General features: G+C 65.7%; 30 protein-coding genes. 29 read left to right on the forward strand and 1 reads right to left on the reverse strand.

All coding sequences use genetic code 11. The features are described from left to right. The first annotated feature begins 135 nt into the window (after positions 1-135). From M9H71_RS19140 to M9H71_RS19230, 19 genes are all read left to right on the forward strand, one after another. The gene (locus M9H71_RS19140) at positions 136-1,062 is read left to right on the forward strand and encodes a DUF2493 domain-containing protein (RefSeq protein WP_455406556.1); all 927 of its coding nucleotides are present in this window, start codon (positions 136-138) and stop codon (positions 1,060-1,062) included. Positions 1,063-1,295: 233 nt separating this feature from the next. Beyond that, positions 1,296-1,463, forward strand: a complete 168-nt coding sequence (locus M9H71_RS19145; protein ID WP_165608585.1) for a hypothetical protein — start codon at positions 1,296-1,298, stop codon at positions 1,461-1,463. Positions 1,464-1,605: 142 nt separating this feature from the next. Then, positions 1,606-2,046, forward strand: coding sequence for a hypothetical protein (locus M9H71_RS19150; protein ID WP_455406517.1), 441 nt, complete (start codon positions 1,606-1,608; stop codon positions 2,044-2,046). Positions 2,047-2,618: 572 nt separating this feature from the next. Then, positions 2,619-2,939, forward strand: a complete 321-nt coding sequence (locus tag M9H71_RS19155; protein ID WP_053553340.1) for a DUF736 domain-containing protein — start codon at positions 2,619-2,621, stop codon at positions 2,937-2,939. Between the two features lie 180 nt (positions 2,940-3,119). Continuing rightward, complete coding sequence (locus M9H71_RS19160; RefSeq protein ID WP_455406518.1) at positions 3,120-3,374, forward strand: hypothetical protein; 255 nt, start codon at positions 3,120-3,122, stop codon at positions 3,372-3,374. 81 nt (positions 3,375-3,455) lie between these two features. Further along, the gene (locus tag M9H71_RS19165; protein WP_455406557.1) at positions 3,456-3,722 is read left to right on the forward strand and encodes a DNA -binding domain-containing protein; all 267 of its coding nucleotides are present in this window, start codon (positions 3,456-3,458) and stop codon (positions 3,720-3,722) included. A gap of 112 nt (positions 3,723-3,834) precedes the next feature. Beyond that, positions 3,835-4,143: a transcriptional regulator domain-containing protein gene (locus M9H71_RS19170; RefSeq protein ID WP_455406519.1), complete on the forward strand. Its 309-nt coding sequence runs from the start codon at positions 3,835-3,837 to the stop codon at positions 4,141-4,143. Then, positions 4,034-4,609, forward strand: coding sequence for a DUF2285 domain-containing protein (locus M9H71_RS19175; protein WP_455406520.1), 576 nt, complete (start codon positions 4,034-4,036; stop codon positions 4,607-4,609). Before M9H71_RS19170 ends, M9H71_RS19175 begins: the two co-directional genes overlap by 110 nt. Before the next feature lie 139 nt (positions 4,610-4,748). Then, positions 4,749-5,030: a helix-turn-helix domain-containing protein gene (locus M9H71_RS19180; protein WP_113420014.1), complete on the forward strand. Its 282-nt coding sequence runs from the start codon at positions 4,749-4,751 to the stop codon at positions 5,028-5,030. Positions 5,031-5,042: 12 nt separating this feature from the next. Then, positions 5,043-6,191 (forward strand): replication initiator protein A, encoded by a 1,149-nt coding sequence (locus M9H71_RS19185; protein ID WP_455406521.1) that lies wholly within the window; start codon positions 5,043-5,045, stop codon positions 6,189-6,191. After that, positions 6,188-6,826 (forward strand): ParA family partition ATPase, encoded by a 639-nt coding sequence (gene parA, locus M9H71_RS19190; protein ID WP_455406522.1) that lies wholly within the window; start codon positions 6,188-6,190, stop codon positions 6,824-6,826. Before M9H71_RS19185 ends, parA begins: the two co-directional genes overlap by 4 nt. After that, a complete protein-coding gene (locus tag M9H71_RS19195) occupies positions 6,823-7,077 on the forward strand; it encodes a hypothetical protein (RefSeq protein WP_455406523.1) in 255 nt (84 codons plus the stop codon). The genes parA and M9H71_RS19195 overlap by 4 nt, the downstream gene beginning before the upstream one ends. Continuing rightward, positions 7,074-7,595, forward strand: a complete 522-nt coding sequence (locus M9H71_RS19200) for a DUF2840 domain-containing protein (RefSeq protein WP_455406524.1) — start codon at positions 7,074-7,076, stop codon at positions 7,593-7,595. The genes M9H71_RS19195 and M9H71_RS19200 overlap by 4 nt, the downstream gene beginning before the upstream one ends. Then, positions 7,592-8,137 carry a S26 family signal peptidase gene (locus M9H71_RS19205; protein WP_455406525.1) on the forward strand — a complete coding sequence of 182 codons (546 nt, stop codon included), beginning with the start codon at positions 7,592-7,594 and terminating at the stop codon, positions 8,135-8,137. Before M9H71_RS19200 ends, M9H71_RS19205 begins: the two co-directional genes overlap by 4 nt. Before the next feature lie 68 nt (positions 8,138-8,205). Further along, positions 8,206-8,553 (forward strand): DUF736 domain-containing protein, encoded by a 348-nt coding sequence (locus M9H71_RS19210; protein ID WP_151576276.1) that lies wholly within the window; start codon positions 8,206-8,208, stop codon positions 8,551-8,553. A 3-nt stretch (positions 8,554-8,556) separates the two neighbouring features. Continuing rightward, positions 8,557-9,330: a lytic transglycosylase domain-containing protein gene (locus M9H71_RS19215; protein WP_455406526.1), complete on the forward strand. Its 774-nt coding sequence runs from the start codon at positions 8,557-8,559 to the stop codon at positions 9,328-9,330. A gap of 244 nt (positions 9,331-9,574) precedes the next feature. Further along, complete coding sequence (locus tag M9H71_RS19220; RefSeq protein WP_455406527.1) at positions 9,575-11,314, forward strand: relaxase/mobilization nuclease domain-containing protein; 1,740 nt, start codon at positions 9,575-9,577, stop codon at positions 11,312-11,314. Between the two features lie 24 nt (positions 11,315-11,338). After that, positions 11,339-13,327 carry a conjugal transfer protein TraG gene (locus M9H71_RS19225; protein ID WP_455406528.1) on the forward strand — a complete coding sequence of 663 codons (1,989 nt, stop codon included), beginning with the start codon at positions 11,339-11,341 and terminating at the stop codon, positions 13,325-13,327. Between the two features lie 7 nt (positions 13,328-13,334). Next, the gene (locus M9H71_RS19230; RefSeq protein WP_455406529.1) at positions 13,335-13,769 is read left to right on the forward strand and encodes a CopG family transcriptional regulator; all 435 of its coding nucleotides are present in this window, start codon (positions 13,335-13,337) and stop codon (positions 13,767-13,769) included. Here the strand turns inward: M9H71_RS19230 and M9H71_RS19235 are convergent. Then, positions 13,766-15,028, reverse strand: coding sequence for a DUF6035 family protein (locus M9H71_RS19235; RefSeq protein ID WP_455406530.1), 1,263 nt, complete (start codon positions 15,026-15,028; stop codon positions 13,766-13,768). The two genes, M9H71_RS19230 and M9H71_RS19235, sit on opposite strands and share 4 nt — an antisense overlap. A gap of 202 nt (positions 15,029-15,230) precedes the next feature. Here M9H71_RS19235 and trbB point away from each other — a divergent pair, with 202 nt between their 5' ends. From trbB to M9H71_RS19285, 10 genes are read left to right on the forward strand one after another with little or no spacing between them, the layout of a single operon-like run. Then, a complete protein-coding gene (gene trbB / locus M9H71_RS19240; RefSeq protein ID WP_455406531.1) occupies positions 15,231-16,217 on the forward strand; it encodes a P-type conjugative transfer ATPase TrbB in 987 nt (328 codons plus the stop codon). Continuing rightward, a complete protein-coding gene (locus M9H71_RS19245; RefSeq protein ID WP_151576269.1) occupies positions 16,214-16,546 on the forward strand; it encodes a TrbC/VirB2 family protein in 333 nt (110 codons plus the stop codon). The genes trbB and M9H71_RS19245 overlap by 4 nt, the downstream gene beginning before the upstream one ends. Further along, the gene (locus M9H71_RS19250; protein WP_455406532.1) at positions 16,546-16,827 is read left to right on the forward strand and encodes a VirB3 family type IV secretion system protein; all 282 of its coding nucleotides are present in this window, start codon (positions 16,546-16,548) and stop codon (positions 16,825-16,827) included. The genes M9H71_RS19245 and M9H71_RS19250 overlap by 1 nt, the downstream gene beginning before the upstream one ends. Before the next feature lie 14 nt (positions 16,828-16,841). Then, on the forward strand, positions 16,842-19,280 hold the full coding sequence (gene trbE / locus M9H71_RS19255; RefSeq protein ID WP_455406533.1) for a conjugal transfer protein TrbE: 2,439 nt from the start codon (positions 16,842-16,844) through the stop codon (positions 19,278-19,280). Then, the gene (gene trbJ / locus M9H71_RS19260; RefSeq protein ID WP_455406534.1) at positions 19,277-20,035 is read left to right on the forward strand and encodes a P-type conjugative transfer protein TrbJ; all 759 of its coding nucleotides are present in this window, start codon (positions 19,277-19,279) and stop codon (positions 20,033-20,035) included. The genes trbE and trbJ overlap by 4 nt, the downstream gene beginning before the upstream one ends. 15 nt (positions 20,036-20,050) lie before the next feature. Continuing rightward, positions 20,051-20,440, forward strand: coding sequence for a putative entry exclusion protein TrbK-alt (trbK-alt, locus tag M9H71_RS19265; RefSeq protein WP_455406535.1), 390 nt, complete (start codon positions 20,051-20,053; stop codon positions 20,438-20,440). A 1-nt stretch (position 20,441) separates the two neighbouring features. Next, positions 20,442-21,806 (forward strand): P-type conjugative transfer protein TrbL, encoded by a 1,365-nt coding sequence (gene trbL / locus M9H71_RS19270; RefSeq protein ID WP_455406536.1) that lies wholly within the window; start codon positions 20,442-20,444, stop codon positions 21,804-21,806. Positions 21,807-21,808: 2 nt separating this feature from the next. After that, entirely contained in the window at positions 21,809-22,498 is a 690-nt protein-coding gene (gene trbF / locus M9H71_RS19275) for a conjugal transfer protein TrbF (RefSeq protein WP_455406537.1), read from the forward strand. Next, entirely contained in the window at positions 22,495-23,520 is a 1,026-nt protein-coding gene (gene trbG, locus M9H71_RS19280; RefSeq protein ID WP_455406538.1) for a P-type conjugative transfer protein TrbG, read from the forward strand. Before trbF ends, trbG begins: the two co-directional genes overlap by 4 nt. Beyond that, positions 23,517-24,740, forward strand: coding sequence for a TrbI/VirB10 family protein (locus M9H71_RS19285; RefSeq protein ID WP_455406539.1), 1,224 nt, complete (start codon positions 23,517-23,519; stop codon positions 24,738-24,740). Before trbG ends, M9H71_RS19285 begins: the two co-directional genes overlap by 4 nt.

Here is a 24,740-nt window from a genome sequence, read left to right on the forward strand (position 1 = left end):
CTTTCCATCGCGAGACAAAATAGCCGGCCTTGGCCATCAAGGCCCTCGCTTCGCTCGGACTGCCAGCCCGCCCCGCCCGTGGGCTTCGTCGCCATGAAGGCCGCGACGGTCGCGGTCCAACCGACGGAGCATCCCATGAGCGAGCACGACGACTACGAACCCGAACACGCCGCATCGCCGACCGACCAGATTGCGCAGGAGCTTCAGCTCTACGGCTACCGGCCCTCCGAAGACGAAGCCGATCCCAGGCCCGTGCCGGAAGACCGCATCATCGAAGGCGCCGTCGCCGACATCTTCGACGCCCTGATCTCCACCGTGGCGGATACGAGCCTCGATCCCGACCTCGACGATCTCCTCTGGTCCACCGTCAATACGTTCCACCGCGCCGTCGAGCGGGCCGACCGCAAACTCGACGATAACGAGCAGGCGCAAAAGCGCCTCCAGCGCGAACAGGATGGCTCGGAGGTCAAATCCGTCCAGCTCGAACGCCTGATCGACCTTGGGCAATCGCTGATCGAACGGCGCGACAGCCTGGAAGTCTTCCGCGACAGCGCCGCCGACCACTATCTTCGCACCACCGGCTCACCCTGGTCTCAGCGCACCGGCTCGCGCGTCAACCATCGCCGCCTCACCGCCGCGATGATCGACAGCCGCGACTTCCTTGCCGCCAAGCGCCGCAGTGAAACCGAAGTGCTCGTGCCCGCAGGCCCGAAGATCGCCTTCTCCGGCGGCGACACCACCGATCACAAGCCGATCTGGGCCAAGCTCGACCAGGTCCACGCCAAGCACCCCGACATGGTGCTGATGCACGGCGGCTCCCCGAAAGGCGCCGAGAAGATCGCCGCGCGTTGGGCGGAAACCCGCAAGGTGCCGCAGGTCGCCTTCAGACCCGACTGGACGAAACACGCCAAGGCCGCACCGTTCAAGCGCAACGACGCCATGCTGGCGGTCATGCCGATCGGCATCCTCATCTTCCCCGGCACCGGCATCCAGGACAATCTCGCCGATAAGGCCCGCAAGCTCGGCATCCCGGTCTATCGGTTCGGAACCGGCGGCGCGTGAGCGCCGCCGTCTCCACGGCAGAACACCGGCTCCTGCCGCAGAGCACTACCCCCGCTTCTTTGCGCTGATCCTTGGTCAGACTGATCGCCTGACGCCATCAACCCGTGAAGGGTCGGCTACGCCTGCGTGCCGCCGCTCCGGCTCCGCCTGCGCGGTGATTGCAGCTCTCAGTCCGACACGTCGGGCGCCTGTCAGCGGGGGGTGGTCCTCCGCTCGAAACAGGAGCCGGATCGATGTCCTTCAACGACGCCCACGCCTTCGCCTTCAGCCTCGCCACCAGCCTGATGGCGGTCATCGTCATCTTCCGCGCCGGCGACGGCACGCTCTCGGTCACGCCCGCCAGCGAATATGACGGCGACCTCTCGCAGATCGTCCGCGAAATCGACCCCTTCGCTCCATGAAGGGGCGAAGATCATCGCCCACGGGGCTGAAACCTTGTCGGTTTCGGCTCCCGTCCGCGTCGATATTTTGCTATGATCCCCGACGCGCCGTGGTGGTGGTGGAAGGCGCGACCGTCAGAATCATTCTTTCGGAGACACCGCCATGATCCTTCTCGGCATCATCCTTTCCATCGCTGCCATCGGCTTCTTCTGCTGGCTTCTGTTCACGCTCGCCGTCTTCGCGCTGCCCTTCTTCGCTGGCCTCACCACCGGCGGTTGGGCCTATCACACGGGCGCGGGCTGGATGGGCGCGATCCTGATCGGCGTGGTCGCGGCCGGGCTCACGCTCGGCCTTGGCCAGATCCTGCTCGGGATTGTTCGCCCGCTCTGGGCTCGGCTGCTGATCGCGCTCGCCTTTGTCGCGCCCGCCGCCCTCACCGGCTACCACGCCACGCACGGCATCGTGAAGCACACCATGCCGTCGGAAACCTGGCAGTTGGTGTTTTCCGTCATCGGTGCGGTCGCAGTCGGCGTCACCGCGTTCGCGCGCGTTACGGGCATGGCGGCCGCTGGCCCGGTCGGCCGGAGCCCCGCCGGAGCCTGACCATTCCGCAGCCGGCATCGGCGGGACAATAGGGGCGACACCACGCCGTCCGCGTCGGCTTGATGGGGCGGCGATGCGGGCGACGAACCCGGATCACGCTGATGGCCGCAGCGCGGTCATCCCATCGGAAGCGCCCGAACCGAACGCCGGTCGCGGCGCAGCCGACCAACACGGAAGGGCGGAGGGTTTCCGCCCGCGGCAGGCCCGGACAACGCAGGACCGCAAGGCCCGTCGGCAAGAGGGGCGATGCGGCGGCGAACATCCGGCAGGTCTTGGCGCCGGTTTCGAGAGGGCCGCCATCCTCTCCGCTTCTTCCCGTCACCAGCCCGCTCCAAACGGCCTCTTCAATGGCTTGATCTGGCCGAAGGCCGGCTGCACCTCGATCGCCTATGGCGCAACAGCGGCGTCACAACTTTCTTCCCCTGCCGGCTTCGCCGTCATTCCTCGCGAGACAAGAAAGCTCCTCCTTTGCTGTCAGGCCCCTGCGGGGTGCGCCGTCGATCGCCTCCGGCCTGTCGATCGCCATCGAGGCCGCAATGGTGCGGGCTCGATAACGGAAACGGAGATTTGAAATGGCGACCATCGGCACCTTCAAGAAGACCGGCAACGAGTTCACCGGCGAAATCGTCACCCTCAGCGTCCAGGCCAAGGGCGTGCGCATCGTCCCCGACCAGCGCGCCACCGGCGAAAACGCCCCCAGCCACCGGGTTCTGGTCGGCCGCGTCGAGATCGGCGCCGCCTGGTCCAAGCGCTCCAACGAGGGCCGCGACTATCTGGGCCTCAAGCTCGACGATCCGAGCTTCAACGCCCCCATCTACGCCAATCTCTTCGACGACGAGGACGGCGATGGCTACTCGCTGATCTGGTCCCGCCCGAACCGCCGGGCGGATTGACCCACCAAGGCCCCGGCCAACAAGCCGGGGCCTTTGCCACGCCCACACGCGAATCAGTGAAGCTGCCGAAGACCGGAACGAACAGGCGATCGGTCCTTCATCGGTCCTTACGGCACCAAGAACGACTAAAATAGTCGTAGTTCTGGCAAGTAGTTATTGGCCGGTGGGAGGTGGTCGTTCATGATCACCGCCCGACAATCACGGGCCGCACGCGCGTTGCTGGGATGGACACAGGAGACGCTCGCTGACGAGGCCCGGACATCGCTGACCGCGCTCAAGCGTCTCGAATCCGAAAACGACCTCGAGGTGTATGAGTCGACGCGCGATCTCGTTCGCCGGGCGCTGGAGGCGGCGGGGATTGTCCTTCTCTCGACCGATAAGGGCGAAGGCGTGCTGCTGCTTCACGACCGGAAAGACATGTCCACGAAGCGTTAAGCGCCGCCCTACGTCTGGCTTGGCCACGGAATTTCGCGCGATGCTGTTAACGAACCTCCATTGAACGATTATAGTCGCCCCATGGGACAGCAAACGCCGTCATTTCTCGACGAGCCACCGACCAGCCAGACGCTCACGGCCTACGATCGCGAGCATATGGTCCTTTATCTCCGCCTGCTCGACTCGGCACGCGACGGAGCAGATTGGCGCGAGGCCTTCCAGATCCTGTTCGGACTCGATCCCGCGCGCGAGCCGCAGCGTTGCCGGCAAATCCATGACACGCATCTCGCACGGGCGCGCTGGATGACCGAACACGGATATCGCGATCTGGTTCGCTCAGCCCAATAGTCACCGCGATGCCGTTTTGGCACCGCCCTCTGCCAGGGACCAAGCTTCCATCGAACAACCCAGCCGGGAATCCTGACCCTCCCACAAGCTCAAGAACGAAGGGAGGATCGCGATGACACCGGATGCTTCCGGCTGGCGCTCCGCGGCACGCTATGCGCATGTCGCTGACATGACCGCGTCCGACATCGCGTGGGAATGGCTGCGTCGCAACGAATCTTACGACCGCGATTTCCAGGCACTGAACAACAGCAAGGTCGATCCCCGCCCGCTGACCGACAACATCCGGCAGCGATGGGGATTGCGATTTCCCGGTGAACCCGTTGGTGCCCCCTCCCGATGCGCAGGTCTTTTGGCTCCCGGAAGACGATACGAGCGCCATCGCACTTGTGGAACCACCCGCGGTTCTTTCCGCAAACGCTGATCCGCAGCCGATAGCGGGCGCCGCCATTGCGGTGAACGGCGATGGCGATGCCAGCCTGCGATACGATCTCGGCAGCGGCCAACATCTTCAACTGGTTCGCCCCGCCGGCGCATCTCCCGACGTTACGCTCGGCGCGTTCGTGCCCCTCGGCATCGAGGGGTTCGACCGGCTTGAAGCTATTGGCCGCTTGCTCGCGGCCCTCCATGGACGCGCCGTTCCCCAGGACACGCGCATGACCCGCCAGCAACGGGCGCGATCCCGCCGAATGCTGCAAGCATTCGACGGTCATCGTGCCGGCGCCACCCAGCAGGAAATCGCGCAGGCTGTATTTCGTATTGACCCGCTCGAGCGGGACGACTGGCAGGCATCCTCCGCCCGCCATGCCATCAAATCCCTGCTCCGGGATGCCCGCGCCATGATCGCAGGAGGCTATCGCGCGCTGCTTCGTCATCGCCGGCAATCCTAGACGGTTCCCTTCGATTGGCGGTGGGCGAATTTAGCCCCCCCTGAATTCGCCCTGCATCTCGCCGGCAATGCTTCGCCATCGTGGCCTTCGTTACTCGCCGTTTCCCGGCGGCCCCAACGAACCCACGGAGGCCCGATCCATGCGACCCGAACTCGCCGTTTTGCCGCCGCGCTTCCTGCGCACCAAGGAAGCCGCTGAATTTCTCAGCCTCTCGGCCCGCACGCTCGAAAAGCACCGCACCTACGGCACCGGCCCCGCCTATCGAAAACTCGGTGGCCGCGTCGTGTATGCCGTCGACGACCTCCAGGCCTGGGCGGAGCGCGGCGCCGTCACTTCAACCTCCGATCCCCGAGGCAACGTCCTCCCGGCCAAGCGCCAGACGTCCGCGCCATCGGCTCACGCCGGCCGCTACGCACGCTGACCGGACCTCAGAATGGCGGCGCGCCCCCGGCAACTTTCGGAGCGTGAACAGCTCGATCTGTTTCGAGCGCTCCCCGGCGATTTCGCGCCAAGAGACGCGCAGGATCTCATGGCTTACCCGTTTTTTTCTCTCTCCAAGTCCCACCGCGTCGCCCCGATCGACTTCGTCGCAGGCAATATCTCGATCCGCGTCGAGGCTGTGCCCGACCACGGGATGGCGACCATTTGGGACGCCGACATCCTCATCTGGGCCGCGAGCCAGATCGTCGAGGCCCGTGATGCCGGTCTGCGCACCTCGCGGCTGATGGCGGCCACGCCCTACGAAATCCTCATGTTCGTCGGGCGCGGCACCGGCCTTCGCGACTATCAGCGCCTGAAGGCGGCGCTGGACCGTCTGCAATCGACAACCGTCTCCACCTCCATCCGTCAGCCCGCCGAAGGCCGGCGCCATCGCTTCTCCTGGATTAACGAATGGCAGGAACGGACAGATCGCAACGGCAAGCCGGCCGGGATCGAGCTGATTGTGCCGGACTGGTTCTATCGCGCGGTCCTCGACGACGCGCTCGTACTCACCATCGATCGCGCCTACTTCGATCTCACCGGCGGGCTCGATCGCTGGCTCTATCGGCTGGTCCGCAAGCATGGCGGCCGCCAGCGCGACGGCTGGCGTTTCGACTTCCGCCACCTTCACCAGAAATCCGGCAGCCTGTCGCCGTTCAAGCGCTTTGCCTTCGAGCTGCGCGACATCATCCGACGACAGCCCCTGCCGGGCTATACGCTGTTCCTCGAAACGGAGATCGGTGGCCGCGTCCTGCTGGCTTTCGAGCCTTCTCCCGCCTGTCGACAGGCTGTGGATAGCCTCGTGCTATCGGGAACCCGGACTATCGTGCCATCGGGAACCCCAGGCTCGTGCTATCAGGAACCGAAACAGGGTTTAACCCACGGAAATGAAAGCCGGAATCGCGCCCTTAACTTAGAGTCTAACCAAGAATCTAACTTTGAAGAGCGCGCGCGCGATGTGCAAAAGCTCATCCGCGCCACCGCCCGCAGCCTCAGCACGGCCGCCAGGAAGAGCGTCGGACCTGTCGCTCCTTCGGCGCCAGGATCTCCTGAAAGCACACCCGAACTGCCCCTTCGGCCGCGGTCGGGAGGTGCGCCATGATTGTTGCGCTCCTCAATCAGAAGGGCGGCGTCGGCAAGACGACGCTGGCGCTGCATCTCGCCGGCGAATGGGCCGGACGCGGTAAGCGCATCACGCTGCTTGACGCCGACCCGCAGGGCTCCGCGCTCGACTGGTCGCAACAGCGCAGCCGCGGTGGCCTTCCGCGCCTGTTCGGCGTCGTCGGCCTGGCGCGTGATACGCTGCATCGCGAGGCGCCCGAACTGGCCCGTGACGTCGATCATGTCGTCATCGACGGGCCGCCGCGTGTCGCCGGGCTGATGCGCTCGGCGCTTCTCGCCGCGGACCTCGTGCTGATCCCGGTGCAGCCGTCGCCGCTCGACGGCTGGGCCTCGGCCGAGATGCTGGTGCTCCTGTCGGAGGCTCGCATCTATCGGCCAGAACTGCGCGCCCGCTTCGTCCTCAATCGCTGCGGCGCGCGCACAGTCATCGCCCGCGAGACCGCCGAGACGCTCGCCGATCACGATCCGCCCGTGCTGCGCAACACGATCGGGCAGCGCGTCATCTACGCCGACGCGGCGCAATCCGGTCGCCTCGCCTTTGAGATCGACGATAGCGGCCCCGCCGCGCGCGAGGTCGCGGCCCTCGTCACCGAGATCGAAAGGATCGCACCATGAGCGAGCGATCCGAGCGGCGCGGCTTCGCAGCGCGCCCGACCAATGCCGATGCCTGGATCAAGGCCGTCGAGGTCCAGCCGGCGCCGAGCGTCGATGCCGCGAGCTTCACCGCTCGCCTGACCATCGACATCACGCCGGAGCTGCGGGGGCGGATCAAGATCATCGCCTTCCAGCGCGGTGTCACCGTCGCCGAGATGCTGCGTGAGCTGCTCGCGCGCGAATTCCCTTCAACTTCAGGAGACATACCATGACCGGCATCGCGGCCTCCCGCATGCGCGGCGGCCCGTCGCCGGCCGCGCTCCCGCACGACACGCTCACCCATGTCGAGCTGACATGGGTCGAGAAGAAGATCGAGAACTGGATTCGCTTCGGCACGCACGCCCACGAACAGATCCTCGACCGTCGGCGGCGCGTCCTATCCTTCCGCCCCGGCACGGTCTTCGCCTTCGCCCGCTGGGCGTCGAACGACTTCGGCACGATCATTTCGCGCATCGACATCGTGCGCGCCGTGGTGCGGGGCGAAGCTTACCAGACGCTGCCCTTCGTGCGCCCCGGCGGCGACATCCTGCTGAAGGTCGAGAGCTGGCCGAAGGCCGAGCGGGTGCTGCAGGCAATCGGTGCCATCGAGCGCCTCGGCATCGATCCCGAAGCGGTCTCGCCCGATCACTGGCGGCACATCCACAACCGGCTCGCCGCCGGCCACGAGCCACGCGCCTACACCCTCGAACATCACCGCGCCTTCCTGCTGCGCCATAGGGCCGAGCCGTGAGCCGCGCCGGACTGCTGCTCGCGACGACGCTCGCCGCGCTCGGTGTCGGCTATCCCGGCCTTACGCCTATGCCGATCAAGCTCGTGTGGAACGCTTCGGCCAGCGCGCCGATCGGCTTCTATTCGATCGAGTTCGACGGGCCATTCGACGTCACCGATCTCGTCGCGGTCGACGCGCCGGAGCCGCTCGCGACATTCCTCGCCGAGCGCGGCTACCTGCCCAAGGGCGTGCCGCTGATGAAGCGCCTTCTGGCCGTCTCCGGGCAGACTGTCTGCCGCTCGAACCTCACCATCACCGTTGACGGCGTCGAGGTCGGCGCGGCGCTTGAGCGTGATCGCGCCGGCCGCGATCTCCCCGTCTGGCAAGGCTGTCGCCGCGTCCAGACCGGCGAAGTCTTCCTGATGAACTGGCAGGTCCGCGACAGCCTCGACGGCCGCTACTTCGGTTTGATCTCGACCAACCAGATCATCGGCCGCGCCGTCCCGCTGTGGACCGACGAAGACGGAACCGGCCGCTTCGAATGGCGTGCGCCGACACGCTGACCGCTTCGCCATCGGCGGGAGCGGTGCTCGCCGATGGTTTTCTCAACCCCACCGCCAAGGAGACTGTCATGCCCCAGATTGGCGAATTCACGCGCGATGAGGCCGGTTTCATCGGCCACCTCGCGACACTCTCGCTCCAACAGGACATCATCATCGTCGCGGCAGAGCCGTCCGACGCGGAGAACGCGCCAGATTATCGCGTTCATCTCTTCGACGGCATGAGCAATGAAACAGGCCCGGAGATCGGCGCTGCCTGGAAACGCACCGGCGAGAAGGCTGGCGAATACGTCGCGCTGCTGATCGACGATCCGGCATTCCCGCATCCGATCCGCGCCAACCTGTTCCGTGACGACGATGCCGGAAAGGCCTGGTCGCTGCACTGGTCGCGTCCGCGCGATCGCTCCGAGAAGGATTGAGCGATGCGCCGCTCTCGTCAGCCGACGAGCCGTCCGCTTGCGTCCGGGCCGCGCTGCGCTGCCCGGCGCATGGCTCTCCTTCTCCTTTCCGGCCTTACCCTCGGGAGCGTCATGCCGGCGATCGCGATGGCGCAGGACACGCCGGTCGTTCGACCGTCACCGCGCGACGCCTATACCGATTACATCGCCCAGGCCTCGCGGCGCTTCGGCGTCCCCATCGCCTGGATCAGGGCGGTGATGCGCGCCGAAAGCGCCGGAGAACCGCGCGCGGTTTCCTCGGCTGGTGCCATGGGCCTGATGCAGATCATGCCCGCGACCTGGGCCGGTCTGCGCATCAAGCACGGCCTCGGCCGCGATCCCTACGACCCGGGCGACAACATCCTTGCGGGCGCGGCATACCTTCGCGAGCTGCACGATCGCTACGGCTCGCCGGGATTTCTTGCGGCCTACAATGCGGGACCGGGGCGCTATGAAGCGTCGCTCGCCGGCCGTGCGCTGCCGGCGGAAACCCGCGCCTACGTCGCCTTGCTCGCGCCGATCATCGACGGTTCGGGCGGCACGAATCCGACGGCGTTCGCCGCGATCGATCGATCGGCCTGGACACGCGCGCCGCTGTTCATCGCGCAGTCCGGCCGTGCTTCCGCCACCGCTTCCGTGTCGGCCGCGCGTCCTGCTGAAGACACCGCGGCAGCAACCATGGCGCGCGACGTTTCGGCCATTGTGCCGCAGTCGAACGGGCTGTTCGTCGCGCGGGCCTCTTCGGAGGAGCCGCGATGATGGCAGATGGCGGCAATCGCAGCATTTCGCACGCCAGCGCATTCGAGAGGGCGTGGAGGTGGGCGGCACGCACCACAACCGGACGATGGCAGGATAAAAGGCCGCGAGGTGCGGCGTCGGTCGGTTGTGGTTTTTCAATAGGTTATGAGGCGATTTCGCGAGGTGCGGGTTTTCCCCGCACCTCGCGGTCACGCCGATTTTCCTGCGATTTCCTGCGCTTGGTGCGATGTGCAGGGGCTCGGCCATGACCGGCGACAACGACATCCGCATCCGCCCAGGCCGCATCCGCTCGACGCGGGCGCAGGCGGCGCGTCCCTTCATCGCGCAGGCCCTCGCGGCGGCGAAGAAGGCCGGGGCCGGCGTCTCGCGCTCCGGCCGCATCGTATCCGGCAACCGCTCCCGCTTCGGGCGCGGCCAGCGCGCGAGTATCCAGGCAAACCGCCTGCTCACCGCCCGCTCGCGTGGTGCCGTCATCAAAGCGCGTGTTGTGCGGCATACGCCCCGCGCAGCGCCGCTGGCCACCCACCTCAATTATCTGCGCCGCGAGGGCGTGACCCGTGATGGAGAGAAGGCCCATTTGTTCGGCCCTGGCGGCGACGACGCAGACCCGAAGGCCTTCGCGGAGCGGTGCCAGGACGATCGCCACCATTTCCGGTTCATCGTCTCACCCGACGACGCGACCGACATGGCCGACCTTCGGTCCTTCGCCCGCGATCTGGTCTCCCAGATGGAAAAGGATCTCGACACCAGGCTCGACTGGGTGGCCGTCGATCACTGGAACACTGAGCATCCCCATGTCCACCTGATCGTGCGCGGTGTTCGCGACGACGGGCAGGACCTCGTCATCTCGCGCGACTACATCAAGGAGGGGATGCGGGATCGCGCGCGTGACCTCATCACACAGGAATTGGGACCGCGCACCGATCTCGACATCCAGCGCAGCCTGGAGCGTCAGGTCGACGCCGACCGCTTCACGCAGCTTGATCGCCAGCTTATCCGCGACGGCCGCGCTACGGGCGTCGTCGACATGGCGATTGATCCGAGCGTCCGACCCGACGACTATCACGCGCTGAAGGTCGGCCGGCTCCGCAAGCTGGAGACGCTCGGTCTCGCCGAACAGGTCGGCCCCGGTCAATGGTCTATCGATGCGGAGGCTGAGGCGACGCTGCGCGAACTCGGCAAGCGCGGTGACATCATCAAGCGAATGCACCGTGCTTTGACGGACCGCGGCATCGAGCGCGGTTCGGCGAGCTATGTGCTGGCGGCCGAGAGCCTCGATACCCCGATCATCGGCAGGCTGGTCGATCGCGGTCTTGATGACGAGCTGAAGGGCACGGCCTATGCCGTGGTCGACGGGGTCGATGGCCGCACCCATCACATCAAGCTGCCCGACCTGGATGCGGCCGGCGACAGCGCGCCCGGCTCGATCGTCGAACTGCGCAAGTTCGATGACGCTCAGGGGCAGCGCCGGGTCGCCATCGCCGTCCGGTCCGATCTAGACATTGATCGGCAGGTCACGGCGACCGGCGCAACCTGGCTCGATCGACAGAACATCGCGCGCGAACAGGCCGCGCTCTCGGAGGGCGGCTTCGGAGCAGCGGTTCGGGACGCCATGAATCGGCGCGCGGATCATCTGGTCGGACAGGGTCTCGGAGAGCGGCACGGCCAGCGTGTCACCTTCAATCGCGGGCTGATCGACACACTCCGACGTCGCGAGCTTGAGGCGGTAGGCGAACGGCTCGCCGCCGAGACCGGCCAGCCTTTCAATCGGGCGGGCAGCGGCGAGTATGTCGCCGGCACCTACCGGCAACGTATCGCGCTCGCCTCCGGCCGCTTCGCAATCCTGGACGACGGCCTCGGCTTCCAGCTCGTCCCCTGGTCGCCCTCTCTCGAAAAGCAGCTTGGCAAACACGTCTCCGGCGTCGCCCGCGACGACGGCGGGGTCGACTGGAGCTTCGGCCGCAAGCGGGGGCTCGGCCTCTAACTTCTCTCGGAAAGGACCGCCGTCATGTCGGCTACAAAAATCCTCTGGGGCCAGATCCTCACCGTTTTCATGATCGTCCTCGCCACCACCTGGGGCGCCACCGAATATGTGGCGTGGAAGCTCGGGTTTCAGGCGCAGCTCGGTCCGGCCTGGTTTTCCGTTTTGGGCTGGCCCTTCTACTATCCGCCTGCCTTTTACTGGTGGTGGTATTTCTACGACGCTTATGCCCCGTCGATCTTCGTCGAGGGCGCGTTCATCGCCGCGTCCGGCGGCTTCATCTCGATCGCCGTCGCCATCGGCATGTCGGTCTGGCGCGCGCGTGAAGCCAAGAAGGTTGAGACCTATGGTTCGGCTCGATGGGCCGAGAAGAAGGAGGTCGAGTCGGCCGGCCTTCTCGGTCCCGATGGCGTTGTGCTTGGCCGCTACGATCAGGCCTATCTGCGCCACGATGGACCGGAGCATGTTCTGTGCTTCGCACCGACCCGTTCCGGCAAGGGCGTCGGCCTTGTCGTGCCCTCGCTGCTGACCTGGCCGGGCTCGGCGATCGTCCATGACATCAAGGGCGAGAACTGGCAGCTCACCGCCGGCTTCCGCGCCAAACACGGCCGCGTGCTGTTGTTCGACCCGACCAACACGAAATCCGCGGCGTACAATCCGCTGCTCGAGGTGCGTCGCGGCGAGTGGGAAGTCCGCGACGTGCAGAACATCGCCGACATCCTGGTCGATCCCGAGGGCTCGCTGGAGAAACGGAACCACTGGGAAAAGACCAGTCATGCGTTGCTCGTCGGCGCGATCCTCCACGTCCTCTATGCAGAGGACGACAAGACGCTCGCCGGCGTCGCCGCCTTTCTGTCCGACCCGAAACGCCCGATCGAGTCGACCCTGGCCGCGATGATGAAGACCGCCCACTTGGGCGAGGCCGGGCCGCACCCGGTCATTGCCAGCGCCGCCCGCGAGTTGCTCAACAAGTCCGACAATGAGCGCTCCGGCGTGCTCTCGACCGCTATGTCATTCCTTGGTCTCTATCGTGATCCCGTCGTCGCCGAGGTGACGCGGCGCTGCGATTGGCGGATCATCGACATCGTGGGCGACAAGCGGCCGACGACGCTCTACCTCGTCGTGCCGCCCTCCGACATCAATCGCACCAAACCGCTGATCCGCCTGATCCTCAATCAGGTAGGGCGCCGCCTGACCGAGGATCTACAGGCAAAGGCGGGACGCCATCGGTTGCTGCTGATGCTCGACGAGTTTCCGGCGCTCGGCCGGCTCGACTTCTTCGAGTCCGCCCTGGCCTTCATGGCGGGCTATGGGTTGAAGAGCTTCCTGATCGCGCAATCCCTCAACCAGATCGAGAAGGCCTACGGCGCGAACAATTCGATCCTCGACAACTGCCATGTGCGCGTCAGCTTCGCGACGAACGATGAGCGCACGGCGAAGCGTGTGTCCGACGCGCTCGGCACCGCCACCGAGATGAAGGCCATGAAGAACTACGCCGGCCACCGGCTGTCGCCCTGGCTTGGCCATCTGATGGTGTCGCGTTCGGAGACAGCCAGGCCGCTCCTGACACCTGGCGAGATCATGCAGCTCCCGCCCGCGGACGAGATCGTCATGGTTGCGGGCACGCCGCCAATCCGCGCGAAGAAAGCGCGCTACTACGAGGACGCTCGCTTCAAGGAGCGTCTGCTGTCGCCACCGTCCCTTGCTATGCCGGCACACGGCCGGCCTGATGACTGGACGACTTTGCCGCGGCCCGCTCGGCCCGCGTTGCTCGAACCCGGGTCCGCGCCCGAGGCGGCCGACGAAGACCCGACCGAGTCTGAGCGCCGGCACCAGCCAGAACTCAACCGCGTGGCGCCGGTCGAGAAAAAGCCGCCCGTCGAGAACGAATTCGAGATCGATGTCGAGCGCGACGAGGATGAAGATGCTGCCGCGCGCAATCGACGCATGAACCGGATGATGCAGGGCGTGGCGCGCCAGGTCTCGCTCGACCCGAACGACGGCATGGATCTGTGAGGCGCTCATGTCGAAATCGCCCAGAAAGCGGCGCCTCTCGGTCTATCTCGATCCAGGTGTGATGGACCGCCTCGCCGAACACGCGGCACGCCGCGATCACTCGAAATCCTTGGTCGCGGAGGCAGCGATCGAGTCTTTTCTATCGCCAGATGCCGCTGAACGGCAGGAGGCGGCCGTCACGAAACGCATCGACCAGCTCGATCGCCGAATGGCGCGTCTGGAGCGCGATCTCGGCATTGCTGTCGAGACTCTCGCCGTGTTCATCCGCTTTTGGCTCTCCACGACCCCGGCACTGCCGGAGCCGGCCGCCCAAGCCGCGCGGGCCAAGACAGGTGAGCGCTATGAATCGTTCGTCTCCGCGCTTGGGCGTCGGCTGGCCAAGGGGCCGAGACTGCGCCAGGAGATTTCCGAGGATGTCAGTCCCCAAGGTGACGAGAGCTAGCCGGTCCGTTGGCGCTTCTCGAACAATTCGGAAAAGAGCAGCAGGCCAACCCTGCCGGTGAGGCTTTCCGGCCCATCTTGAGGGTCTTCCATCGCCCGAGCGAACTTCGCAGCGACGCTAGGCTTGTCAAGGATTTCCGGCATCCCCGTCGCCACGACGACTTTTCGCATGATGCGGGCAAATCTAAAGCGTCGTTCACTTGCCAAAAATGTGTTGATGACCTCGGTCAGGTTCCTTTGCGCGGAGCCGACAGGCTTACCGTCAACGAATGATAAAATCGCGTTGAGCAACGCTCCGACGTCGGCCTCCTCAAGCGCTGAGACATCAATCGATTCGTCGGCAAGTCTTTTGGCTAGTTCGGAAAGCAGTTCGCTTCGAGCCGGCCACGGTGTCCCGTGCACCGTCGTTGCAGTTAGCCAGCGGGAACGAAATTCAAGGTGCCATGGCGCAGGAGGAGCGACTGCATAAGGCAATCCAGATGAAGGCCACTCCAGACCAGGAAGCGTTGTAATCTTTGAGTTCCAACCAGAGCCGTGTTCCCAAAAGGCCCGAACCAGAAAGGCACCCTTCGTCCGACTTTCCGAAACCACTTCGTCGTCAAGCGAGAATAGATTCTTGTTGTGAGAGTAGAAGATATCCTCGAACGCCGTCAGCAGGTGAGCCCGCTCTACGGGCACGAAATTCCATGTTAGCCAAATGAGATGCCGCCCTTCGCGCCGATAGAAATCTTCGCGCGCGACAATGATTGGTATCTGTGTCGTCGCAAGTTGAATTTCGATGGCGATCGGCTTCCCATCGAAGATCGCCCGCACATCAGGGCGGCGTCGGCTTTCCTCGTAGACGACATATTCGTCAATCACGACCGACCCTGGTTCCGTGTGAGGGTCCGCAGCCAGCAGCTCAGCGACCAGATGCTTGACGCGCAAGTGCAGCGGACTTTCTTGCGCTCCTTGGAACTGTGAAGCACTCACGTCATCGGTTGAGCCGGGCTCTCCCGTCCACCACGGGCAACTCCGAGGCGCACCTTTATGGTGACGCCAAAATGGCAGCCGCGTTTTCGGTTCTCGTGGTGCGTATACGGCAAAGCCGCAATGATCGCAGACGAAGGCAGGCTGCCCTTCGTTCCGAGCCCGCGTAGCGGAACGTCTGATCGCCTGGTAGCCGTCTGCATCGATCCGAAGAAGATCATCGCTCGAAATCACGGTCATATCTTGGAGGCGAACGGCGCGCTTCAATGTCCGTTGCAATCGTGCCGTCATTCAGCTCTCCAATAACAGCGAATCAGTGTGCCTCCTGCGGGTGCTGTCAGATCATACCAAGAGTGTGATTTACGCTATCTCCTGTATTTGCACGCTACGCTACTACGCCGATAAATCCTTGTTGAATTGGCCCAAAATCAGGCCCTTTTAATCATCCCCGTCCGGGGAAGGTCTGTCTCAACCCCGTTTGAAGCGGGGTTTCATGGCGGCGTCTCACCAAAATTCAGAAGGCTTTGCGCGCGGCGCGCGGATGCTTCGCACCGCGCTCGGCCCCGCCATCGCGCGCTATCTCGACGACGCCAGCATCGTCGAAGTCATGCTCAATCCCGATGGGCGGTTGTGGATCGACCGTCTCTCCGAGGGACTATCCGATACGGGCGAGCGGCTGTCGGCGGCGGACGGCGAACGCATCGTTCGCCTGGTCGCCCATCATGTCGGCGCGGAGGTTCATGCCGGCGCGCCGCGTGTCTCGGCGGAGCTGCCCGAGACGGGAGAGCGGTTCGAGGGGCTTTTGCCCCCCGTCGTTGCGGCGCCCGCCTTCGCGATCCGCAAGCCGGCCGTCGCTGTGTTCACACTCGATGACTACGTCGCTGCCGGGATCATGTCGGCGGCTCAAGCCGATGCGCTCCGTCAGGGTGTCGCGGCACGGGCCAACATCCTTGTCGCCGGCGGCACATCGACCGGCAAGACCACCCTCACAAATGCACTCCTCGCCGAAGTCGCGAAGACTGCCGATCGCGTCGTCATCATCGAGGACACGCGCGAACTCCAATGCGCCGCACCGAACCTCGTCGCCATGCGAACGAAGGACGGCGTCGCCTCGCTCTCCGATCTCGTCCGCTCGTCTCTGCGTCTTCGCCCCGACCGCATTCCGGTCGGCGAGGTGCGCGGCGCGGAGGCGCTCGACCTGCTCAAGGCATGGGGCACCGGCCACCCCGGCGGCGTCGGAACGATCCACGCCGGCAGCGCCGTCGGCGCGCTACGCCGCCTTGAACAGCTCATCCAGGAAGCCGTCGTCACCGTCCCGCGCCCGCTGATCGCCGAGACGATCGATCTCGTCGCGGTCCTCTCTGGCCGCGGCTCGCAGCGCAGGCTCGCCGAGCTCGCCCGCGTCGAAGGTCTCGGCGCCGACGGCGACTACCGCGTCACCCCCATCACCCCGAAGCCCAATGAAGGAGAATCCGCATGATCTCGCATGCCCGCATATTGTCCCGCCGTCTGATGATGACCGCGTCGGTGCTCGTCGTCAGCGTCGCCACGGCGCCCGCCGCCCATGCCTCCGGCTCGTCCATGCCGTGGGAACAGCCCCTCCAGCAGATTCTCCAGTCGATCGAAGGTCCGGTCGCGAAAATCATCGCGGTGATCATCATCATCGTCACCGGCCTGACGCTCGCCTTCGGCGACACATCGGGTGGTTTCCGCCGACTCATCCAGATCGTGTTCGGCCTCTCGATCGCGTTTGCCGCGTCGAGCTTCTTCCTGTCCTTCTTCTCCTTCGGCGGCGGAGCGCTCATCTGATGGCGGGCGTCGTGGATCAGGCCAGCGAAGTGCCCGGTTTCACGGTCGCGGTCCACCGGGCGCTGACCGAGCCGATCCTGCTCGGCGGCGCCCCGCGCGCCATCGCGATCATGAACGGCACGCTCGCCGGCGCGGTGGGTCTCGGCCTGCGCCTTTGGCTGGTCGGCATCGCGATCTGGGCGATCGGCCATGTCGCGGCCGTCTGGGCAGCCAAGCGCGATCCGCTCTTCGTCGAAGTCGTGCGCCGTCACTTGCGCATCCCCGCGCATCTCGCGGTCTGAGGGAGCGCGACGCTATGATGAACCTCGCCGAGTATCGCAATCGCAACAGCCGGCTCGCCGACTTCCTGCCCTGGGTTGCGCTGGTGGGCGCCGGCATCGTTCTCAACAAGGACGGCACCTTCCAGCGCACCGCGCAATTCCGTGGCCCTGATCTGGATTCGGCTGTTCCTGCCGAGCTGGTCGCGGTCGCCGGCCGTCTCAACAACGCCTTCCGCCGTCTCGGCTCCGGCTGGGCGATTTTCGTCGAGGCACAGCGCCACCCGTCGAACCGCTATCCCGACAGCAAGTTTCCCGACGCCGCCTCCGCCCTGGTCGATGCCGAGCGCAAGGCCGATTTCGAGGAAGCCGGCGCACACTTCGAGTCCAGCTACTTCCTGACCTTCGCCTGGCTGCCGCCCGCCGAAGACGCCGCGCGTGCAGAAACCTGGCTCTACGAGGGCCGTGAGAAGTCGGGCATCGACCCGCGCGAAGCGCTGACCGGATTTGCCGATCGCACCGACCGCATTCTGCGCCTGGTCGAAGCCTTCATGCCGGAATGCCGCTGGCTCGATGATGCCGAGACCCTGACCTATCTCCACGGGTGCGTGTCGACCAAGCGCCATCGCGTCCGCGTCCCCGAAACGCCTATTTATCTCGATGCCTTGCTCGCCGATCAGCCACTCGCTGGCGGGCTCGAACCCCGGCTCGGCGATCAGCATGTCCGCGTCCTGACGATCACGGGATTTCCGACAGCGACCACGCCCGGCCTGCTCGACGAACTGAACCGGCTCGCCTTTCCCTATCGCTGGTCGACGCGCGCAATCCTGCTCGACAAGACCGACGCGACCAAGCTTCTGACCAAGATCCGGCGGCAATGGTTCGCCAAGCGCAAGTCGATCGCAGCGATCCTCAAGGAGGTGATGACCAACGAGGCATCCGTCCTCGTGGACACCGACGCCGCGAACAAGGCGGCCGACACCGACATGGCGCTGCAGGAACTCGGCGCCGACTATGCCGGCATGGCCTATGTCACCGCGACGGTGACAGTCTGGGACGCCGATCCGCGCGCGGCCGACGAGAAGCTGCGGCTGGTTGAGAAGGTCATCCAGGGCCGGGACTTCACCGCCATGGTGGAGACCGTCAACGCGGTCGACGCCTGGCTCGGCTCGCTGCCGGGCCATGTCTACGCCAATGTTCGGCAGCCGCCGATCTCCACGCTCAATCTCGCCCACATGATCCCGCTCTCGGCGGTATGGGCGGGACCGGAACGGGACGAGCACTTTGCAGCTCCCCCACTGCTCTTCGGCAAAACCGAAGGCTCGAACCCGTTCCGGCTTTCCATTCACGTCGGCGACGTCGGCCATACGCTGATTGTCGGCCCGACCGGCGCCGGCAAGTCGGTGCTGCTGGCGCTGATGGCGCTTCAGTTCCGCCGCTATCTGCGCTCGCAGGTCGTCGCCTTCGACTTCGGCGGCTCCATCCGCGCCGCGGCGTTAGCGATGGGCGGCGACTGGCACGATCTCGGCGGCGACCTCAGCGACGGCGCGGCCGACAGCGTCAGCCTTCAGCCGCTCTCGCGCATCCATGATGTGCCCGAGCGCGCCTGGGCCGCCGACTGGCTGGTGGCAATCCTCATCCGCGAAGGTGTCACCATCACGCCCGAGGTGAAGGAGCACCTCTGGACAGCGCTGACCTCGCTCGCCAGCGCGCCGGTCGAGGAGCGGACCCTGACGGGCCTCGCCGTGCTGCTCCAATCGAACGACCTGAAGCAAGCGCTCCGGCCGTATTGCGTCGGCGGTCCCTATGGCCGCCTGCTCGATGCGGAGCACGAGTTTCTCGGCACGGCATCGGTCCAGGCATTCGAGACCGAGGGATTGATCGGGACCGGCGCTGCGCCGGCCGTCCTCGCCTATCTCTTCCACCGCATCGAGGACCGGCTGGATGGATCGCCGACGCTGATCATCATCGATGAAGGTTGGCTTGCTCTCGACGACGAGGGCTTCGCCGGCCAGCTTCGCGAGTGGCTGAAGACGCTCAGAAAGAAGAACGCCAGCGTCATCTTCGCCACGCAATCGCTGTCAGACATCGATGGCTCGGCCATTGCGCCGGCCATTATCGAAAGCTGTCAGACCCGCCTCCTGCTGCCGAATGAGCGGGCGATCGAGCCGCAGATCACCGCAATCTATCGACGCTTCGGCCTCAACGATCGCCAGATCGAGATCATCGCGCGGGCGATGCCAAAACGCGACTACTACTGCCAGTCCAGACGCGGAAATCGCCTCTTCGAACTCGGCCTGTCCGCCGTCGCGCTGGCGCTCTGCGCCGCCTCCGCGAAGACGGATCAGGCGGCCATCGCCCGCATCGTCGCCGAGCATGGCCGCGACGGCTTTCTCATCGCCTGGCTGCACCACCGTGATGTCGGCTGGGCGGCGGATCTCGTTCCCACCCTCAATACCCAAGGAGAAATGACATGAAACTGCGCCATTCCCGCGCAGCGCGCTTTGCTGCCGCGTTGCTGACCGCTCCCGTCGCGCTCGCCCCAATGCTGGCGACGCCCGCGCACGCTATCATCGTCTACGACCCGACCAACTACGCGCAGAATGTCCTTCAGGCCGCGCGTGCGCTGGAGCAGATCACCAATCAGATCACCTCGCTCCAGAACGAAGCGCAGATGCTGATCAACCAGGCGCGCAACCTTGCGAACCTGCCATTCAACGCGCTGCAGCAGATTCAGCAGTCGGTTCAGAAGACCCAGCAGCTTCTCAACCAGGCGCAGAACATCGCCTATGACGTCCAGAAGATCGACCAGATGTTCCAGCAGAAATACGGGAACGTCTCGATGTCGGCGAGCGATCGCCAGCTCGTCTCCGACGCTCGCTCGCGCTGGCAGAACACCGTGGGCGGCTTGCAGGACGCCATGCGAGTGCAAGCCGGTGTCGTTGGCAACATCGACACCAATCGCGCGCAGATGTCGGCGTTGATCGGCCAGAGCCAGGGCGCGACCGGCGCATTGCAGGCCGCACAGGCCGGCAACCAGCTCCTTGCCCTTCAGACGCAGCAACTCGCTGATCTGACCGCAGTCGTCGCAGCGAACGGTCGGGCGCAGATGTTGACCGAAGCGGAGCGCGCGGCGGCGGCCGAACAGGGCCGTGAACAGCGCCGCCGTTTCCTGACTCCGGGCGCGGGCTACCAGCCTGGCAACGCCCAGATGTTCAATAATCGAAACTGAGCGGGGGCGAGCGCCATGGACGGCAAAATGTTCGCCCGGCTCGGGGCCGTCGTCTTCGTCGGCGTCGCCATCACCGCCACCGTCATCGAGCTGACCCGGAAAGAGGAAGAACCGGAGGTCCGCTCGCTGGCCCTCCGGCCGGGCGTCGATGTCGATGCCTTGCAGCGCCAGCTTCGTGGATGCAGGGAGATGGGCGAGGCCGCGATCCGTGACGCGGCCTGCCTCAAGCTCTGGGCGGCGAACCGGGACCGCTTCCTGGGTCACAGCCCGGAAGCGCCGCAGACGGCCGCTCCGCAGGCTCCGACCCCAACCGCGACTATCGAGCCCGCGCCCGCGACGGACCCGATCGCGAAAGAAAGCGCGCCGGCGATGCTGCCGGAGCCTGCGCGATCGGGGGCGCACTGATATGGGCGGCACCAGCGTCATCGACAATTTCCTGGGCGTCTTCACCCGCTACATCGATTCAGGCTTCGGCCTGCTCGGCGGAGAAGTCGCCTTCATCGCCACGACGCTCATCGTCATCGACGTAACGCTGGCCGCCCTGTTTTGGAGCTGGGGTGCCGATGACGACATCATCGCGCGCCTCGTCAAGAAGACGCTGTTCGTCGGCGTCTTCGCTTATCTGATCTCCAACTGGAACAATCTCGCCCGCATCGTCTTCGAGAGCTTCGCCGGCCTCGGGTTGAAAGCCTCGGGCACGGGTTTCTCCGTCACCGATCTCCTCCGCCCCGGAAAGGTTGCGCAGACCGGCCTCGATGCCGGTCGGCCGCTGCTGGAATCCATCTCCAACCTCATGGGCTGGGTCGCCTTCTTTGAAAACTTCATCCAGATCGCGTGCCTGTTGTTCGCCTGGGCGCTGATCCTGCTCGCTTTCTTCATTCTGGCGGTCCAGCTCTTCGTCACGTTGATCGAGTTCAAGCTGACGACGCTGGCCGGTTTCGTGCTGATCCCGTTCGGCCTCTTCGGGAAATCCGCCTTCATGGCCGAGCGTGTGCTCGGCAACGTCATCTCCTCCGGCATCAAGGTGCTGGTGCTCGCCGTGATCATCGGCATCGGCTCGACCTTGTTCTCGCAGTTCCCCCAAGGCTTCGGCGGTCAGACGCCGACCATCGACGATGCCATGGCGATCGTCCTAGCCGCACTCTCGCTGCTTGGGCTCGGCATCTTTGGTCCCGGAATCGCCAATGGTCTCGTCTCGGGTGGCCCGCAACTCGGCGCCGGCGCCGCCGTTGGCACGGGCCTCGCCGCTGGCGGCATGGTCGCGGCCGGTGCAGCCACAGTTGGCGCGGTCGCATCTGGCGGGGCCGCCCTCGCCAGCGGCGCCGGCGCCGCCGCTCGCGGTGGTGCTGCGGTCGCTGGTGGCGCATCCACCGCCTACAGTCTCGGCGCAGCCGGTCAGTCCGGCGCTTCGGGCGTCGCATCCGGGCTCGCGGGTGTCGCTAAGGCCGGCGGCCAGGCCGCTGCTTCGCCGCTCAAGCGCGCGGCCGATCGCGCCTCCGACAGCATGAAGCAAAGCTACCAGTCGGGTGCTCGCGCTGCCTTCGAAGCGACTGGCGGCGCGTCGACTGCGGGCACGATCGGCGGCGACGCATCCGAGGGCGCGTCCGCCTCCTCTTCATCCACCGCAGCCGCCGACGGTCCGCCTGCCTGGGCCAAGCGCATGAAGCGCTCCCAGCAGATCACCCACGGCGTCCAGGCGGCCGCTCATGCCGTGAAGTCGGGCGACAGCCACGGCGGCGGTTCCTCCGTCAATCTTTCTGAAAGCGACTGACCATGAATTTCTTCAAACGACCATCGACCCACTACGGAAAAGCACCCCAACCCGAAACGCCTTACCAGCGCGCCGCGCAGGTCTGGGACGACCGGATCGGTTCTGCGCGCATTCAGGCCCGCAACTGGCGCTATATGGCCTTCGGCTGCCTGGCCCTCTCGGCCGGACTGTCGGGCGGTCTCGTCTGGCAATCGGCCAGCGGCACCATTGTTCCGTGGGTCGTGCAGGTCGACAAGCTCGGCCAGGCGCAGGCGATCGCCCCCGCCGTCGCCGACTATCGGCCGTCCGATCCGCAGATCGCTTTCCATCTCGCCCGCTTCATCGAGCAGGTTCGCTCGATCCCGGCCGACGCGATCATCGTGCGACAGAACTGGCTGCGCGCCTACGAATTCACCACGCAAGGCGGTGCGCTCGCCCTCAATGACTACGCCCGCGCCAATGACCCGTTCACAAAGGTCGGCAAGCAGCAGGTCGCCGTCGAGGTGTCGAGCGTCATCCGTGCGTCGCCGGATTCCTTCCGCGTGGCCTGGACCGAGCGTCGCTATCAGGACGGCTCGCTCGCTGCGACCGAGCGCTGGTCCGCCATCCTCACCATCGTCGTGCAGACGCCGCGCGACGCCGAAAAGCTTCGAGCCAATCCGCTCGGAATCTATGTCAACGCCATCAACTGGTCGAAGGAGCTTGGACAATGACGCCTGCCTTCCGTACAGCCGGAAAGCCGGCTCTCCGTAACTCCTCATTTGTGCTTCTACTGGCTTGCACCTCTGCGCTGGCCGGCTGCGCAACCAATACGCCGCCGCCTGAGATCAGTTACGACAACGCCGCACCCGCCGTGCAGACGATCGACCCGCCGTCGCCGGTTCGCGTTGTCGAGTTGCCGAGACCCTTGCCACTCCCAGGCCAGATGAAGTCGGTGGACGGCGGACGCCAGCCGGCGGAGGCAGCCGATCCCGCCGCTCGCGTCAATCAGGCGAATGCGCAGGCCCGCGTGCAGCCGGTTCGCAACGGCTTCATCAACTCCATGCAGGTCTATCCATTCACCCAAGGGGCGCTCTATCAGGTCTATACCGCGGTCGGGCAGATCACGGACATCGCGCTCCAGCCCGGCGAGCAGCTCGTCGGAGCCGGCCCGGTCGCCGCTGGCGATACCGTGCGCTGGATCATCGGCGACACCGAAAGCGGCACGGGCGCTACGAAGCAGGTCCATATCCTGGTCAAGCCCACGCGGCCCGAGCTGATGACGAACCTCGTCATCAACACCAACCTGCGCACCTATTACATGGAGCTTCGCTCCACGTCTTCGACCTACATGGCGTCGGTGTCCTGGCAATATCCGCAGGACCAGCTCATCGCGTTGCGCCGGCAGAACGCGCAGGCCGAGGCCGCGCAGCCCGTGTCGACGGGCGTCGATCTCTCCCGCGTGAACTTCCGCTACGAGGTGACTGGCGACCGCGCACCCTGGCGGCCGCTGCGCGCCTTCGATGACGGCCGGCAGGTGTTCATCGAATTCCCGCGCGGCATCGGCCAGGGCGAGATGCCGCCGCTGTTCGTCGTCGGCGCCGAGGGCGCGACATCCGAACTCGTGAACTACCGCGTACGCGGCAACTACATGGTCGTCGACCGGCTGTTCGCGGCCGCCGAGCTGCGCTTCGGCGGCGACCGCAATCAGAAGCGTGTGCGGATCTCGCGCACCGACGGAAGGCCGGCGTCATGAGCGAGATTGGACCCGGAAAGGAGAAGGGGCCGGAGCCGTCCGGCGAGGACGGGGCCTTGCCGCTGACCGGCGAGCCGGCCGCGCCGATGCGCCTGCGCCCGGAGCCCCCGCGCGTGACGCGACTGTCGCGGAAGGTTCTGGCCGGTCTCGGCTTGGTTGCCAGCGTCGGGATCGGCGGCGCGTTGATTTACGCCCTGCAAATTCAGGGCGGACGCAAAGGCAACGAGGAGCTTTACGCGACCGACAACCGCGCAACCCCGGATGGCCTGAACAGCCTGCCTCGCGACTACACCGGGCCGGTGCTCGGCCCTCCGCTGCCGGGCGATCTCGGCCGACCTATCCTCAATGCGCAAAACGCCGTGCCGCCCCCGTCGATCGCCACGCCCAATCCCAGCATCAGCGCCGAGGAGCAACGTCGGCTTCAGGAGCTGGAGTCGGCGCGGACGGCGCGCCTGTTCGCCTCGACCGAGACGCGCAGCGTCTCGTCGCCGCCTGCGGCTACCGCTACGACAGCCTCCGTCCCCACGCCCGATCTGACGAATCTCGGCCTGGCGCCGCAGCCGGCGACGCCGACCGCCCAGGATCGCCAGCTCGCCTTCCTCAACCAGACGCCCGACAAGCGCACGGTCTCGCCTGATCGTGTGGCCGCACCGGCGTCGGCGAACGTGCTGCAGGCGGGCGCGGTGATCGCGGCGGCGCTCATCACCGGCATTCGCTCCGATCTTCCCGGCCAGATCACCGCCCAAGTGACGGAAAACATCTATGACAGTCCTACGGGCAAGATCCTGCTCGTTCCGCAGGGCACGCGCATCATCGGCCAGTACGACAACGGCGTCGGCTTCGGGCAGCGTCGCATCCTGCTGGTCTGGAACAGGCTGATTTTCCCGAACGGCCGCTCGATCGTCTTGGAGCGCCAGCCTGGTGCGGATGCGCAAGGTTATGCTGGCCTCGAGGATGGCGTCGATTATCACTGGGGCGAGTTGTTCAAGGCGGCTGCCCTCTCCACACTGCTCAGCATCGGTGCGCAGACCGGATCATCGGGTGATGAGGGCGACATCGTTCGGGCGCTACGCCAAGGTGCGGGTGACAGCATCAGCCAGACAGGCCAGCAGATCGTCAGCCGCCAGCTCAACATCGCACCGACACTGACGATCCGACCGGGCTTCCCCGTCCGCGTCATCGTCACGCGCGATCTCATGCTCGAACCCTACGGAGGCTGA

The sequence above is a fragment of the Rhodopseudomonas parapalustris genome, assembly GCF_053772255.1.